Below are 15,718 nucleotides of genomic sequence, written 5' to 3'. Positions count from 1 at the left end.
GGCGACGACAAGTCATGTCATGTAGCCCATTTCCCGGCGCACCCGCCCCTCGCTGAGACGCGCTTTCCACCACGATATGGTGCGCTCCAACCCATCTCGCAGATTGGTACGGGCTCGCCACCCGGTCTGCGTTTCGAATTGCGTCGAGTCTGCAAGCAACGCGCGAACCTCGGAGTTCTGTGGGCGCAAGCGGCTTTCATCTCGATAGACAGGCTTCTTCGATCCGCTCAACTCGACCACCAGGTCCAGGACTTCCGCGATCGTCGCGGCACGCTGGCTTCCGGCATTGTAGGCATGGCCGAATTTGAGTTCCGCCACGCCTGCGGTCAGGAATGCTGCCGCCGTGTCTTCAACAAAGGTTAGATCGCGGATAGGGCTCGTATCCCCGACCATGATAGCCGAACAGTTCTTGTCGAGGGCCTGCCTGATTATGGTCGGCACTATCGCCCTCTCGCTCTGGCGTGGGCCGTAGGTATTGAATGGCCGCAGAGTTACGACGGGAACGTCAAATGACCTGGCGTAGGCTTCGGCCATCATGTCGGCACCGATCTTCGATGCCGAATATGGAGACTGGCCCTGCAGCGGATGAGATTCCTTGATAGGCATGGTCAGCGCCGTGCCGTAAACCTCGCTGGTCGAGGTGTGCACGACGCGTTCGGTGTCCCACTGACGCGCTGCCTCGAGAACATTCATCGTGCCCATGACATTGGTTTCCACGTATGACTGGGCAGCCGCATACGAATATGGAATCGCGATGAGAGCAGCCAGATGAAAAACCACAGCTTGGCCGCGCATGATCCTGTTCAGGAACGCGCTGTCGCGCACGTCGCCACGCACGGATTTCAGGTGGGCTCGGATGTTGTCCGGCAAATCGTCAAGCCAGCCGTGACTGTCGAACGAATTGTAGAGCGCCAATGCTGTGACATCCGCTCCATTGCGGACCAGCGCCTCGGTGAGATGCGATCCGATAAATCCATCGGCGCCCGTGACCAGTACCTTTTTGCCTTTGTAGTCCATGACCAATCGTCCCTCTTGCCATGTCCACTCTGACGGTGACACTCACCGGAGTGTCAGCCCGAATGCGCTTTAGTCGCGATCGGCGACGGCGGTACCCGGCCGACAACGGCTAGAAAACCGCGAGCCATCCAGACGGCGTCAGCCACCAGAGTTCGCTGCGGATAATAGGAAAGGTCGATCCTGGCCTTGGCGGGAAACAGGGTCTCGCGATAGTACTGCACCGGATCCGTGAACTTCGGATAGAAATTCGCTTCGTTGCGGAAGAGAACCTGGCTCGGACCGAGTAAGCCAGGCTTGTACTGCAAAACAGCCTCGGCGCCGCCGTGGAAACAGTCGGCGAACGCCAGGCTCTCCGGCCGCGGTCCGATGATTGCCATGTCGCCTATGATTACATTCCACAGTTGCGGCAATTCATCGAACTTTGTCGCGGCGAGCACGCGCCCTATCGTTGTCATGCGCTTGTCGTCGGCGACCGTCAGCGCGAGGCCGTGGGGATCGCATCGCACATCGAACTTGCGGAACTTGTACATGCGAAAAGGCTGAGCCCCGGCGCCCAAGCGGGTTTGTGAAAACAAAACCGGCCTACCGCCCTCGGCCAGAAGGGCGATGGCGATCAGCAGCATCAGTGGCGCAAACAAGACCGCAGCAACGCTCGCAATGGCAATGTCGATCAAACGCCGCACAGACCCGTGGGCCGAGACTGCAACGTAGTGTCGGTGGAGGGATTGATCTGTCGCATTCATGCGGCCGTTCCTGCTTTGGTACAGCCGTTCACCGCAGTTGCCAGAGCCTCCACAACCGCTTCGACCACCGCTGAGGTCATCTGAGGGTGAAGTGGAATCGTCAGCTCCCGCTGAGCAAAGTCTTCTGTTCGCGGCAATTGGGTCCCGGGAAAAAGCTCGCGGTACAACGTCATCCGGTGCACGGGCGGATAGTGGATCGTTGTTTGGATTCCCTGGTTGCGCAGTTCGTCGATAACGGCTTGCCTGTCGGCGTATCGCGGTAAAAGTATCGGCATGATGTGGTGCGCCGATCGCCGCGATTCACTGAATGGAACGATTATTGCCGGGCAGTGCATTGCAATGAGTCGCCGATAAAGGACGACGAGGATACGCCTTACTTCGTTCCATTCTTGCAAGTTTCCTAACTGGACAAGTCCGATTGCGGCCCGCATCTCGTCCATACGATAATTGAACCCAAGCATGGTGACGTCATACTGCGGCGTGCGGCTGTTCAGCCGCTGGTGTGTGCCGGTGGTCATCCCGTGCCCGCGCGCTTGGCGAATCCTTTCCAGCAGTTCATGGTCTTGGGCGATTACGGCGCCGCCCTCGGCGGTTGTCATGTTCTTGTTGCCGTAGAAGCTGAAGGCCGCGGCAACGCCGAAGGTCCCTACTTCTCTCAAGCCAGGAGCATGCGCCGCGTCTTCAATGATGTGCAGTCCCCGAACACGAGCGAACCTTTGCCATTGTTCTCGATTGGCCAGATACCCGGCGAAGTGAACGAGAATAATGGCCTTCGTTCGCGGCGTGCATCGAGCCTCGGCTTCTGCAAGCGACATCAACGGCAAGTCGGCTGACTCAATATCGACAAAGACGGGAGTTGCACCGACATAGAGCACTGAGTTCGCGGTCGCCACGAAGGTTAGCGACGGAACCAGCACCTCATCGCCCGGACCAATGCCAAGTCCGTGCAAAATGAGATGAAGCGCCGCGGTACAGGAACTCACCGCAACGCAATCGTCCGCGCCATGCATGCGGGCAAACGACTCTTCGAACAATCGAACCTGCTCGCCCATGGTCAACCAGCTGCTATCAATGACCTTTGATAGAGCCGCCTTCTCCGGAACACCCAAAATCGGGGCACTGACCAAGAGCATGGTGACCTCACTCCCAAATCATCATTCGTGTTTGAGTTTCTCGCCGTTTGTCAGGCAGCCGCTGCCGCGACTTCGATCGAAGCCGACTGCTCTTCCCAGGAAATGGCTTGAGCATTCTGGAAATCGTCGACGCGGCCGATATCGAGCCAGAGTCCCTCATGCTTGTAGACATGGACGACCGTGCCTTGCTGCATCATCTGCAGCATCAGGTCGTCGAATCCGAATGGAATGCCGGAGGGAATAAAACTCAGAACATCCGGATTCATGCAGTAGATGCCCATGCTAACGAGATGAGAAAGCGTCGGCTTCTCGCGGAACATCTGCACTGCATTGTCGACTTCGTCGATGACACCGAAATCCATCTTTATAAGACGGTTGGCGGTAGCGATGGTCACCGGATCCTTGTGCTTGCGGTGGGCAGCTGTGAATCGGCTGAGGCTAAGATCGGTGAGAACGTCGCCGTTCAGCACGATAAAGGGTTCGGTTAGTTCATCTCGGATAAGCGACAGTGGCCCGATGGTGCCCAGCGGCTCCATCTCCTGAGTGTACCGTATTTTCAGGTTCCATTGCGAACCATCACCGCACACGCTGCGGATGAGATGGCCGAGATACCCGGTCGTGATGTAGACCTCTTCAATGCCATTGCGTCGCAGCCACTTGAGAAGCAGCTCGAGCACCGGCCGGGCACCAATTGGCATCAGCGGCTTCGGCAACACCGACGTAAAGGGACGAAGTCGTGTTCCCATCCCACCGCATTGAATAACCGCTTTCATCCGATCCTCCATAGTTCAACGCCGCTTCAATGGTTGGTGCGTGGGTAGACGTGTTCAGACCTCTTCCGACTATGGGTCGGATAGAAAAGTCGCCACGTGTCCGTCCCGAGCATCTTATGAAGAACGGTAAGTGAGCGTTCGAAGGATGTCGTCGTGCAATCGAATGGCACCAATCCATTGCCTCCGCAGGTTCAGCGACTAGGCCGGTCCGCCCTGTCCGCCGCGAGGCACGATGGCACCGAATATGCCGACCTACATCTGCAAAATTGCTTGGCCACGAGACCTTCAAATGCCCCAGTGCGGACTTCAGAATCCACCTGCTGGAATTTACGTCTCGCTACTGCTCAAACAGCTGATGTCACATGGAATTTGGTAGTTGGCCATAGACGCGCCTGATCGCGATGTTGGCTTTCTGACAAAGGCAGAGACGGTGCCATTCAAGCCGGTTGAACGTTCCTCGGAAAAAAAAAGAGATTTTTCCGCCATAGAGGAATATATTAGCAATACGGCGCGCAAGTGGTGCGGATTTCTGGGCGTTCGACGAGTGGTTGGCCACCGCCAAGGCCATTCCCCGATTGATCGTTTAGCCGCATTAGGCGTTTCAGGGCCCGCTTTGTAGGGCCTGCGTTGGGGTGGAATGCAAATGTATCGAGTCGTCATTGCGGACGATCACGGTCTGTATCGTCGTGGGCTGAGTTTGGCGCTCAAGGCCGAGCTCCCGGAACTGGAAATATTCGAAGCTGGATGTTTTGATGCCGCTGCCAGTGTCCTGGCTCAGCGGGACATCCATCTTGCCATTCTGGATCTGAACATGCCGGGACTGTTCAACCAGCAAGTGCTCGGCGACGTTTTGTCAGCGTATCCGGACACCCGTTTTGCAATCGTTTCCGGCAATGATTCACGAGCGGAAATATTGAAGGCCCTGTCGATCGGGCTGCACGGCTACATCGTGAAATCTCAGACGGACCAAGAAGTGGTGTCGGCAGTGCGCGAGATTCTGGCAGGCCGCATCTATGTGCCGGCGCTGTTGTCTCGACCTTCCGGGGGACCCGGCTCACACGCACCCCAATCGGCGAGGGCATGGACCCAACGGCGGATGGGAGCGGCCAGCCTTAGCAAGCTGACTTCAAGGCAACGTGACGTGCTCAAGCTGATGGCGGAAGGCTTTTCAAACAAGGAGATAGCTCGCGATTTGGACATTTCCGAAGCAACGACAAAAATTCACGCCGCTGCGGTAATGCGTGAGCTGGGAGTACGCAACCGCACCGAGGCAGCCGTCGCGCTACAAAACTGGCGTTCGAAATATATCGACTAGGGCGCGATTTCACGTCGAGACAGCCGCAGCGAGTATCGTAGACCGCCTTCAAATATTTCCAGCTTCGAGGCATGGCCGATAAGCGGCGCGGTGTTGACGCCCAATATCATCGAACCAATGCCATGGCCGATGTTCTTGGCCTTCCTGCGTCTTCCCGATTCTATCCAATCGAAGACGACGTCATCGCTTTCTCCACTATCGGCCCATCTAACCTCAAGGCGCCCTCGGGAACCGCCAAGCGCGCCGTGTTTGACAGAGTTCGTCGTAAGCTCGTGAACAACCATTGCGAAGGTTTCGGCAGCGCCGCTTGACATCATGACGTCAGGGCCATGGGTCTTTATCTTTCGCGTTTCCATGTAGGGCAACAGTTCCTGGACCACGAGATCCCGGAGCAATACCGAACTGTCGGTGCGACCGGAGATCATCATATGCGTGACTTCAAGCGCTCGTATCCGATCGATTAGGTCCTCCTTGAACTTCATGACATTGTTCGCCGGAGCACCAACCATTTTGACCAGCGCTATCACGACCGCGAAAAGATTGCTGAATCGATGGCGCTGTTCGATCAAAATACGGTCCCGTCTCCTGACCGTGGCACGCAAAAGCGTGGTCTGCCGACGTTCAGTCAGGTCAGCTGCTATCCCGATCAGCAGCTGCTGATCATGATACCGCTCCTCCCGTCCGCGCAGAGCGACCCAACGAATAGGTCCATCCGGACGTCGCACCCTTATCTCAACGTCGTAATTCGTGGTCGCGCCGGATTCTTTGGGGAGTGCAAGCTTTGGCCAGTCCGCGGGATAGACGACTGCAGCTAGCTCGTCTATCGGCCGGCTGGTGGCGCGCGGCAGGCCTAAGATTTCCCAAAATTTGTCGGAACCCGTGACGACGCCGCTTTTGAGGTCGACTTGCCAGGTTCCCAACCGCCCCGCCGAAAGCGCCAGATCAAGCCGTTCCTTCTGGACCCGGATCGCTTCGCGCGCCGTCCGTCGTTCCGAGATGTCATCGACAACGATGATCGCGCTCTCTGAAAGGAGGCCGTCGGAACGGTACGACGATAGGTTCAGGCGAGCCCAGAATGTGGACCCGTCCTTCTTCTTCAATCGGGCTTCCATATCGAATGGCATCGCGGACTTGCCTTGATCGGCAAGCGCTTCAACAACGCTATCGCGATCATCGGGATGAACAAGCTGCGCAAGCGGAAATTGAGCAAGCTCGGCTTCGGTATATCCCGTCAGCTCACAAAGACGTTTGTTGGATTGCAGAAGCTCGCCTTTTTCATTCGTGTTCGCAAAGCCGAGGGCCGCACGCTCGAATACCGAACGGAAGCGGCTCTCGGTGGCCTCGACGGCGGCCAGTCGAGTTTCGGCGACCTTCAGGGCCTCGCTAAGGTCCTGCCGCAAGCGGTGGAACATGAAGGCGATCATGAAGCCGGAAACCAGGAGAAAGATTGCTCGCGGCCAGTCCTCTGCGGGAATCGAACCGCGCAGAAGTCGTTCGGCCCCGAGGCTGGCGGCGACTGTCACGAGAGTAGCAATGATTGCACCGCGACGGCCAACAAGATATGCAGCGACAATTATAGCCGGAATAGATGATATGAAGGTTGCTTCAGTTTCCGTCTGAATTAAGTTTGTTATTACGAATATTAGCGTGAAAACTAGCACCAGCATGGAAGCCATGTGAGCTAGCGAGATGCCCTTCAAGGCCGAAACCGTTCTACGCAGATGCAGCCCCATACCTCACAGACTACAACTTTCGGATTAGTCCGTCGAGCCTAGAACTCCACCGCCTGATCTAATACCACTGCCGGATTGCGGCCCTCAAATCCAAGCTTACTATCATTTACGAAGAGCGTCCGGTTCGCCTGGACTCTTTGTAAGAGAGCATGAAGAAACCGATGCAAGCCTCTGAGATCAAAGATTTTTGGCAGAGAAATCTGTCTTGGAGTCAAGCGTAACGATTGGAGATCTTAGCGGTTTTCGGCCAACAGGGGTGGGAAGGCAATGTCTTTCATTGATAGGCACAACGATACCGTTGCGAATAAGCGCCATATTGAATTGAGCACTGCTTACGGCGGTGTCGCTCGCCTGGCACGCTACACGTCGGACAGGCAGGGCACAGCATGCGCGTCAAAGCGTCGGAGCCTGGAATCCGTCACCGGCATGCTGGACCGCATTGGCTGTGGCTTCCTGGTTCTCAATCGCGAGAAAAAGGTGGTGGAGTGGAACATTGCCGCTCAAAGCACCTTTGAACGACAGGGTGAGACGGCCGGCACGGCTCCGGAGCTCACGGCTGCGCTGAGGCGGCTGGTCGCGAACGTTCCAACCAACTTCCTGCCAGGTTCGTTGTCATGGGTGGTGATCCGCACCACTGACGATCGGCCGGTGATACTCAATGAGGGCGGAGTGATTGCGCCCGACGGTACAAGTATCGTAGCGTTGTTAGACCGGGAGACCCGGTCCTCGGCTAATCCGCAGACATTGCAAAAGATGTTCGGCCTCACGAGCGCTGAAACTCAGCTTGCCATGAGGTTAGCTCAAGGGGACGCACCATTGGAAATCGCCCGCAGCTGGCATCTCAGCCGCACCACGATCCGGTCCCAGCTTGCCTCGCTTTTTGCCAAAACAGAAACCAAGCGCCAGGGTGAGCTGGTAGCTCTGCTCGGACGAATTTCCGTATTGCCGTGATAATGCCGCCTCGACCGCGAGGCGGCGCGTGTCCGGTATGTTGGTTTGGCATTGCGTCTGTGCGAGCGCGTTCCTGCCTGATCCAGATATAAGCCGACGATCTCGATGCAAAAATTTCGAAGCGGGGCAATTCGTCATGGCCGGACATAATTCCAAGACCGCGGGCATGCTTGACGCACAACCTGACAAATCCAGTTCAACAGGAACGAAAGCCGGTCGATCCAGTCCGGACATGGCGGTTATGCAGCTGGCACGAAAAGGTCCTATTGTCGTCACCGGCGCCGCAGGCTTTATCGGGTTTCATGTGGCATCGCGGCTTTTGCGTCACGGTGCGCGGGTCATAGGCGTGGATAATTTCACGCCCTACTACGATCTAAAGCTCAAGGAAGCGCGTTTTGCGCACCTCTGCGCGGAGCCAGGTTTCACTCCGATGCGTATGGATCTGGCGGACCGATTGTTGGTGCAAGCTTTGTTCTCCGACTTTCAACCGCAATATGTCGTCCACTTGGCTGCCCAGGCGGGCGTGCGTTACTCTCTTGTCGACCCGCATGCCTATGTTCAGTCCAACATCGTGGCGTTTCTCAATGTTCTAGAGGGTTGCCGGCACTTCGATATCAAGCATCTGGTCTACGCTTCGTCCAGTTCGGTTTACGGCGCCAACCAAACCATACCTTTTTCCGAACATGGCGGCGCTAACCATCCAATAAGCTTCTATGCCGCCACCAAGCGCTCGAATGAAGCCATGGCGCATTCCTATAGTCATATATTTCGCTTGCCGGTGACAGGATTGCGGTTCTTCACCGTCTACGGACCATGGGGCAGGCCCGACATGGCTGTCTACGCGTTTACCCACGCCATCGCCGAGGGACGCGTGATCGAGGTGTCCAATGCCGGCCGTGTCTGGCGAGATTTTACCTACATCGACGATATCGTCGAAGGGGTGGTTCGAATACTCGCAACGCCACCGTGTGCCGACCAGAATTGGGACGGTCGCGCAGCTGATCCAGCTACCAGCTCAGCCCCATATCGCCTGTACAACATTGGCAATGACCGGCCAGAGGAGATCAATAGTCTAATCGCGATTATAGAGACAGCCGTAGGTCGCAAAGCTCTCAGGAGGGATGTGCCTTTGCCTCCAGGTGATGTTCTCGAGACGCGCGCCGATGTAGGCGATCTTCGCCGGGCCGTAGACTTCGCGCCGGCGACCACGCTCCAGGATGGCGTTGCCCGTTTCGTCGAATGGTATCGACACTTTCATGGAAGCGCGACGGCCCCTGAGACGGAGCAACAAACGCTCGTGTCAGCGTAGATTGCCGGCAGTTCGCGCTGCTCACTCAGACCCGCGCGATCGGCTCACTGGCATCGCCTGAAGGTGCGGCTCTGTCGGCGCCCTGTTCACATCCCTCTCAACGCGCTCGCCTCGCTGATCGGCAAGAACGAGGCATTCTCTGCGTCTCTTTTCGTTCGGCGTTTCATCGAGACGCCGATACGCAAGCAGCCAATCCGTGCGTACCTTGATGCCTGCGTTAGAATGGATCACATCGCGCCAGCCGGGGTCTGTCGCCGGTCACCAATCCCAGAGCATCGAGTCAGCGCAAGAACCAAGTCCGCTGGGTGCTTTCGACCGTGCGGCTGTTAAAGGACGTGATCGCGTAGATCAGTCCGGGCGTGATCTTCAGTCGCTTGCGAATATAAATCGCCATGGCCACGTTCCAGACGACCAGGGCAAGCGCAAGCCCTATTGCTGCGCCCAGCGGACCGTAGATCTCTACTCCTATGGCACAGCCGACGACACCAAAAGCTGCCCCGAGGATCATCGTTACAGCGGCCGCCCATTCGTTTCCGGTCATGGTCAAGAGATTGAGCTGCGGTCCGCACAGGGCCACGAATACGTAGCCGAGCATCAGCACCCGCGCGATCGGTGCTCCAGTTCCGAAATCCTCACCGAACCAGCTTAAAAGCGGCCGAACAATCAAGAGCAACGGGATTGCCATTGCTATTGCGGCACCGGAGGAAAGCAGGGCAGCTCGTGAAAACAGCTCTTGCAAACCTCTTCGGTCGTTTTTTGCGTAAAGCGTAGCTGCCGTCGGCGAGAACATTGTAGAGACGGCCACCAACGAGAGACCGACAAGCAACGCGACATTGAGCCCCAGGGCGAAAATGCCTGCGTCGCGTATGTGGCCGGTCCAGCCGAGCACCATTACCCCCGCCCTGTTGATGAAGACGTCAAGACCCGCCATCAGCATGATAGGGGGGACCGCCGACCACCAATCCTTGGATGCATCGGCAGGTTCAGCATGTCGTAAACCCGGCGGCTGAAATCTTGCCAACAGGACAAAGACGAATGCGACTGTTACGGCCGAACTCGTCAGCACCGCCTGCATGACCAACGGTGCATTCAGAGTCCACGAACCGGACAAGGCGGCGGCACTTAGCAATGTGAGCAGCAGTCCATCACGCACAATGCGTTCTGGCAGAAGGGCAGAAACACCGCCGCCGAAGGCACGGATGAGAGCCGCGCCCAAGGCTGAAGTCGTGACTAGCGGAACGGCGGCCATACCCAAGAGCTGGCTGATCTCAAGTTCCCTGTTGTGTGAGGACGAAGACAGAAAGATGTAGGTCGCCCCTGCCAAGCCGAATAGAGACGCCACTGCCAACGAGCGTTGAAAGGCAAATCTGATTATGCCGTGGGCCAGGTCCAGGCGCCCCTGGGCCCTATAGGCAGATACGAAGCGCAACAACGATACGTTGAAGCCAAGGGTTGCGAGATATGCGAGCACCGATGTGGTTGAAAGGACGTAGGAGTAGATACCATAGCTGGTAGAGCCTACGATACGAGCAATCAGCAATTGCGCCAGGCTGGTTAGACCTGCCCCGGTCACATAGATCATGAGCGCAAAAACGGTGGCATAGCCCAGGCTACGGTTTATTTCTTGCTTCCCGAGCGTTACCGCATCGTTTCCGCCTGGGGGATTTAGGGAGTTCTGTATTGTTATGGTATCCACGCCGTCATCAAGATAGGCATTGTCTACCGTCAGCGGTTGCGATGAGTGGGCAACTTGATGTCGGTACATGGGAGTGACCTGATCGCGGGCCATCTTGAAGGCGATCTTGCGGCTGACGAGTTCAACGCTTTTCGACAACGATCGGTCGTCGAGGGTTTCAACGGAGATTGTTTTCCTGTCGGTTGCCACAAGGATGTCGTTGATATTTTGAAACACTCCGAAAGCTCGCATGCTCGCTTCGAAATCCGCATCGAGAATGCGTTCGGCCGGAGCCGCTTGCATCATTCGCTCCCGCAACCGCGCCTCGGCTGCTGCACGAGGCAATACCACTCGCAAGGTAAAATCCGCGGTAGGAGTGACCTTCAGCGCTCTTGCAATCGCAACGTTGTCGACGCACCCGTGAAAAATCGACAGTGAGGCAACAGCCTGCACGTATCCCTGGTCGAATATTGTAATCTCTCTGCACTGTCGCGCTTGGTCCCAACGATTGGAAAGGTTTATGATTTTTTGCCAGACCCGAGCTCGCCAAATAAATTTCCTTGGTTCAATCGCCTTTAGCATCGACGACGCGATCGACAGATATTTTATCAAATCCGACGTATAGAAGAACAGTTTTGCAGTTGAAAATATTGCAGAAAATACTCTATAGATGAACATAAATATCCCGAGATCTACACTCCTTGACCTTCTACTTGCTTTGTGACTGAAGACCACCTTCGTAGCGTAGCCCTGCCCGCGCAGCGACTTGGCGAGCGCATGGGCAAAGAGTGCTTTACCAGCTCCAGGCGGTCCAAAGAGTTCGATAATCATTTCTCGCGACCCAGGGGGCTTGAGTGCTTTATTGTTTTCCGAACAGCAGAAGATCGCCACTGTCCCCAAAATGATATTTGGCGTGCTGCTTGAGATTTACTCCAGTGAGAGCAATCCCTACCGGAGCGGATCTCGAACCATCAGGCTGCAGCGATTCCAGAATACCGCGCGCGACACTGCGCGGTGTCTTGGCCCACCGGACAGCAAAGATAACGGCATCTGCCCAACTGCTGAGCAGTCGGGATTCCGGACCGTGCAACCCTGGCGGCCCGTTGAGAATGACGAGATTGTACACGGCGCCCAGCTTGTCCGCGAAGTGTCGCGGCACATCGACGTCGACCAACAGCTTCAAAAGATCGTCCGAAACTATGGGTGAGGCCATGAAATCGATGCCGATACCGGGCATGCTCACAACAGCCTCGTCTAACTCGCAGCGGCCCCTCACATAATCCGCAAACGACTTATGCGGCTTGGAAATGCTGAATTCGCGCACAAAGTCGTTGGTCAGTTGCTTATCCTGCGGGTCAAGATCGATGAACAGGACATTGCTGCCCAGGCGTGTGGCCGAGAGCGCCAAGCTCCATGCCAACTCTGTTTTCCCATCACCTTTATCGCTGGAAGTGACGAGCACCATCTGCGACGATCGTCCGGGGGCCGGTTCGGGTGCCACATTGATCAATAGCGACAAGGCAGCGCGGCCATAGGCGGAATTTTTCTGGCTTAGAATGAGGGTCTGCAAGCGCTTCGCACTCGCTCTTGATGCCCTGGGCAATAGCCCAACGGAAGGGAAGCCGAGCGCTGCTTCTGTCTCAGCCTCACCGCGCATTGTGCGGCTCATGCGATTTTTCAAGAGAACCAAGACGCCCCCGATGAGGCCGAATACGACCATACCCGGCGGGATGAGGAAGATCGGTGAAAGGCTCTTCGGGTTGCTCGGTGGCCATGCCGCCGAAATTATCGAAACTCCCGCAGACGGAACCGCGATGCGGTTCCTCAAATCCTGTTGCCTGTTCAGAAGATCATTGTACCGCTGCGTCAATATGGTGACTGCCGGCTCCAATGCGTGAAGCCCGGAAAGCCTGCCTGCCGTGTCGGCTACGACCGCGTCAAGCACATTCTTGCGCGCCTCCAGAGCGGAAACCTGCGCGCGATAGATGTCGGCTTCCGACTTGATGCGTTCGATGCTCTGTTCGATTTCGCGCTTGACGGCAACATTCAGATCCGCATCGGCCGCGGCGCCGCCCTGCCGGGCTATTAGATCGCTCAGCGTCGGCGATCCGATTGCGCTCGCAAGCGTGGCGTTCGTGGCACCGGACCGTTGCAATTCTTGAATATGCTGAACACGAGCCTCGGCTGTGGAGAGGTTTGCGCGAGACAATGACAGTTGCTGATTAAGCTCGGCCGTGTCGCGGACAGCATTGTCAACGGCACCCTGGTCGACAGTCCCGTGACTTAGCCGGTATTTTTCAAGGCGGTCGGTCGCTTGCGCGAGATCGGACTGCACACCAGGCAGCGCAGCGACGACGGATTCGAGCTCCAACCTATCAGCGGCCTGAGCAGTCCGCGCGAGATCCTGGACATACACTTGCGCGAATGTGTTGGCCACGAATGCCGCCCGGACGGGATCCGGATCGGTAAAGCCGATGGTAATGACTCGCGATCGCAGTTCCTGCCCGACCCTGACGTAGCGCCTCAACGCCTTCAGCCTCGCAGCCTCCCTGCCCTCTGGGGTCATGTCAGCGTGATCCGGCCAAACCCCGGCCAAGAATGCACCTGCAAACGATTGCGATTCGGCTGGGGAAGCGGCGTTTTGCGCCGCGGGGCCATTGAGGTTGGCCTGCCGATCGGGCGTTGCCTTATAAATTGCGTCAATTACCCGACGCAGATGAGATTGCGAGGCCAGCATCGTCAGATGGTTGTCAATGCTGGTATCGAGCATATCCTGACCGCCCGTCGGCTGAGGAGCGCTTCTGGTCGGATTGTCGACGATGATTTGCGTGGTGGCCTCATACAGCGCCGGCCGGGCGAAGCCGGCTAGACCCGCAACCGCACCGCCCAAAACGACCATTGCGATCAAAAACCATTTGCGCGCCGCCAAGGTAACCAACAATTGGCCGAAAGGGGTCAGGTCTTCTCGAGGGTCGCGTAGCGGACGCCGCATGCGCGGGTTGGGCTCTCGCACTTCGACGCGCATCTCTGTGGCGCGCGGTAGCTTTGTTCGCCTAGCTATCGAACCTTCCATTTTAAACTCCCGTCATTTCAAGCATGCGCGACTGTCTCGCGGGCACTGGAAGCCGGTTGGCGTCGGCGCGCCATGCCAGGAACATCAATGTTGCCCAAAGATCCCGGGAATGATCCCGCTTTCCGTTGACATGATCGCGCCAGCACGTCTGGACCTTATCGATGTCCAGAAGCCCATCTCCTGACTGGCGCATGTCGGCGAACAGGTCACTCGCCCATGCACGCAACGGTCCTGTCAACCAGACCGCAATCGGAACATCGAAGCCCTGCTTAGGCCTATCTATGAGCCGCCGGGGAACGTAGCGATGCAACAACTGTCGAAGCAGCCACTTGCCTCGTCCATGGCGGACCATTGCATCCGGTGGCAACCGCCAGGCGAATTCAACGACGCGATGGTCGAGCAGCGGGCAGCGGCCTTCCAGCCCGTTCGCCATGCTGGCGCGGTCCAGCTTCACCAGGATGTCGCCGGGCAGATATCCTGCCATATCGTTGTAGAGGAGCCGGGACAGCAAATCGTCGAGTCGCGGAGTTCGCCGAGTTGACGCCCGGTGGCCAAATCGGGTCAGGCTAGTCGTCGATGACCCTGTCAGGCGCTGGTACAGTTCTTCCTGATCCGAAGCGGCGAGCAATTGAGCCAATCGCTCCAGCCGATCACCGCGCAACGCATGGCCGAAGAGCGCCGAAAGTGGCAGCCTGCCAAACAAATCGTAACGGGTTGCGCGCGCCACAAGCCCGATGCTTGCGGCAACTGAACCACGCAGCGACGAAGGCAAACGACGACGCCGATTTGCTTGTGCCGCCATCAGATGGCGAGCGTAACCGGCGAAACATTCATCGCCTCCGTCGCCCGTCAGCGCCACAGTGACGTGCTGGCGAGCAAGTCGCGCCACCAGCAGAGTGGGGATTTGCGATTCGTCGGCGAACGGCTCGTCCCAGGCACTGGGCAATTCCGGAATGACATCGCGTGCGGATGCAGGGGAAAGGTGCAGCTCTGTATGATCGCTGCCTATGTACTGAGCGACCGCAGCAGCATGAGGAGCTTCATCGAATCCGTGCTCCCCAAAGGCGATCGTGAAAGTGCGAATAGATTTTCGGGATTGGACCTGCATTAGCGCGGCTACGGTCGAGCTATCTACGCCGCCCGACAGGAAGGCGCCGAGCGGCACATCCGCGCACATGCGCTCTCGAACAGAAAGCCGAAGCAGCCGATCGAGTTCATTCGTCAAATCCTCGTCGCTGCCGACGATCGGGTCTTGCCGGCCCTTCGCGGCGACGTCCGCCAACGACCACCAGAATCGAACTTTGTTTCGAACAGTTCCCGTACGGCGCGCTTTCGCGAAATCCGCTGCAGTCAAAGATAGGGCCGATCCCGGCGGCAATTTGAAAACGCCGCGCCAGATACAACTGTCGTCCGGCACCCAACCTTGCGACAGCATAGCCCTTACGGCGCTGGGATTGAGTTCTGGACGGAAATCCGGGAAACACCGAATGGCCTTGAGTTCGGAGCCAAAAACCAGGGCATGGCGGGTCGGGGCGACGTAGATCGGCTTTTCCCCCATCCGGTCGCGGGCCAGATGAAGAGTTCTCGTTTTTGCGTCCCACAATCCGAACGCGAACATGCCGACAAATCGCTTAAGCGCTGCTTCGAGCCCCCACTGCTCCACGGCCCCAAGCACAACTTCTGTATCGCATGTTCCGCGAAAGCTGTGGCCGGCATCCTCAAGCTCTCGGCGCAAGTCCCGAAAATTGTATATCTCCCCATTGAAGGTGATGACGTACCGGCCGCTGTCCGAGCGCATGGGCTGGGCGCCGGTTTCCGACAAATCCACGACTGCCAGGCGGCTGTGGCCGAAAGCGATACCAGCCTCCACATCTTTCCAGAAGCTTTCGCCGTCGGGCCCTCTGTGACGGAGGGCTGTTGTCATCTGCGCTATAGCTGCGAGCGGCCTTGTGCTGGGCGAGTCTGGCGCAAGAAGGATCCCGGCGATTCCGCACAT

The 15,718-nt window shown here is 57.3% G+C and carries 11 protein-coding genes; 3 read left to right on the top strand and 8 right to left on the bottom strand.

The annotated features are described in order from the left end of the window. Positions 1-12 precede the first annotated feature (12 nt). The 4 genes from LB529_RS04320 to LB529_RS04305 are packed head-to-tail and all read right to left on the bottom strand — an operon-like array spanning position 13 to position 3,666. Complete coding sequence (locus tag LB529_RS04320; RefSeq protein WP_140839031.1) at positions 13-1,017, bottom strand: SDR family NAD(P)-dependent oxidoreductase; 1,005 nt, start codon at positions 1,015-1,017, stop codon at positions 13-15. Positions 1,018-1,070: 53 nt separating this feature from the next. After that, positions 1,071-1,760 (bottom strand): sugar transferase, encoded by a 690-nt coding sequence (locus LB529_RS04315; RefSeq protein WP_224710322.1) that lies wholly within the window; start codon positions 1,758-1,760, stop codon positions 1,071-1,073. Continuing rightward, on the bottom strand, positions 1,757-2,893 hold the full coding sequence (locus LB529_RS04310) for a DegT/DnrJ/EryC1/StrS family aminotransferase (RefSeq protein ID WP_095768667.1): 1,137 nt from the start codon (positions 2,891-2,893) through the stop codon (positions 1,757-1,759). The genes LB529_RS04315 and LB529_RS04310 overlap by 4 nt, the downstream gene beginning before the upstream one ends. Before the next feature lie 50 nt (positions 2,894-2,943). Next, the gene (locus LB529_RS04305; RefSeq protein WP_095768666.1) at positions 2,944-3,666 is read right to left on the bottom strand and encodes an NDP-sugar synthase; all 723 of its coding nucleotides are present in this window, start codon (positions 3,664-3,666) and stop codon (positions 2,944-2,946) included. A 643-nt stretch (positions 3,667-4,309) separates the two neighbouring features. Between LB529_RS04305 and LB529_RS04300 the strand changes: the two genes are divergently transcribed. Next, a complete protein-coding gene (locus LB529_RS04300; RefSeq protein ID WP_095768696.1) occupies positions 4,310-4,981 on the top strand; it encodes a LuxR C-terminal-related transcriptional regulator in 672 nt (223 codons plus the stop codon). Here LB529_RS04300 and LB529_RS04295 read toward each other — a convergent pair. Continuing rightward, positions 4,978-6,657 carry a PAS domain S-box protein gene (locus LB529_RS04295; protein WP_224548584.1) on the bottom strand — a complete coding sequence of 560 codons (1,680 nt, stop codon included), beginning with the start codon at positions 6,655-6,657 and terminating at the stop codon, positions 4,978-4,980. The two genes, LB529_RS04300 and LB529_RS04295, sit on opposite strands and share 4 nt — an antisense overlap. Before the next feature lie 324 nt (positions 6,658-6,981). Between LB529_RS04295 and LB529_RS04290 the strand changes: the two genes are divergently transcribed. Together LB529_RS04290 and LB529_RS04285 are read left to right on the top strand one after the other, a co-directional pair. After that, positions 6,982-7,665: a helix-turn-helix transcriptional regulator gene (locus LB529_RS04290; protein WP_224522975.1), complete on the top strand. Its 684-nt coding sequence runs from the start codon at positions 6,982-6,984 to the stop codon at positions 7,663-7,665. Positions 7,666-7,906: 241 nt separating this feature from the next. Next, the gene (locus LB529_RS04285; protein WP_224710408.1) at positions 7,907-8,974 is read left to right on the top strand and encodes an NAD-dependent epimerase/dehydratase family protein; all 1,068 of its coding nucleotides are present in this window, start codon (positions 7,907-7,909) and stop codon (positions 8,972-8,974) included. Positions 8,975-9,254: 280 nt separating this feature from the next. Here LB529_RS04285 and LB529_RS04280 read toward each other — a convergent pair whose 3' ends face one another. The 3 genes from LB529_RS04280 to asnB are packed head-to-tail and all read right to left on the bottom strand — an operon-like array spanning position 9,255 to position 15,718. After that, on the bottom strand, positions 9,255-11,480 hold the full coding sequence (locus LB529_RS04280) for a lipopolysaccharide biosynthesis protein (protein ID WP_224710320.1): 2,226 nt from the start codon (positions 11,478-11,480) through the stop codon (positions 9,255-9,257). 28 nt (positions 11,481-11,508) lie between these two features. Then, positions 11,509-13,722 (bottom strand): GumC family protein, encoded by a 2,214-nt coding sequence (locus tag LB529_RS04275; protein ID WP_224710318.1) that lies wholly within the window; start codon positions 13,720-13,722, stop codon positions 11,509-11,511. 1 nt (position 13,723) lies between these two features. Continuing rightward, complete coding sequence (gene asnB / locus LB529_RS04270) at positions 13,724-15,718, bottom strand: asparagine synthase (glutamine-hydrolyzing) (RefSeq protein WP_224710316.1); 1,995 nt, start codon at positions 15,716-15,718, stop codon at positions 13,724-13,726.

The organism is Mesorhizobium sp. CA5, from assembly GCF_020165105.1.
GTDB lineage: Bacteria > Pseudomonadota > Alphaproteobacteria > Rhizobiales > Rhizobiaceae > Mesorhizobium.
Note: the sequence above shows the minus strand (reverse complement) of the source record. Positions and strands in the feature narration are given on the sequence as shown.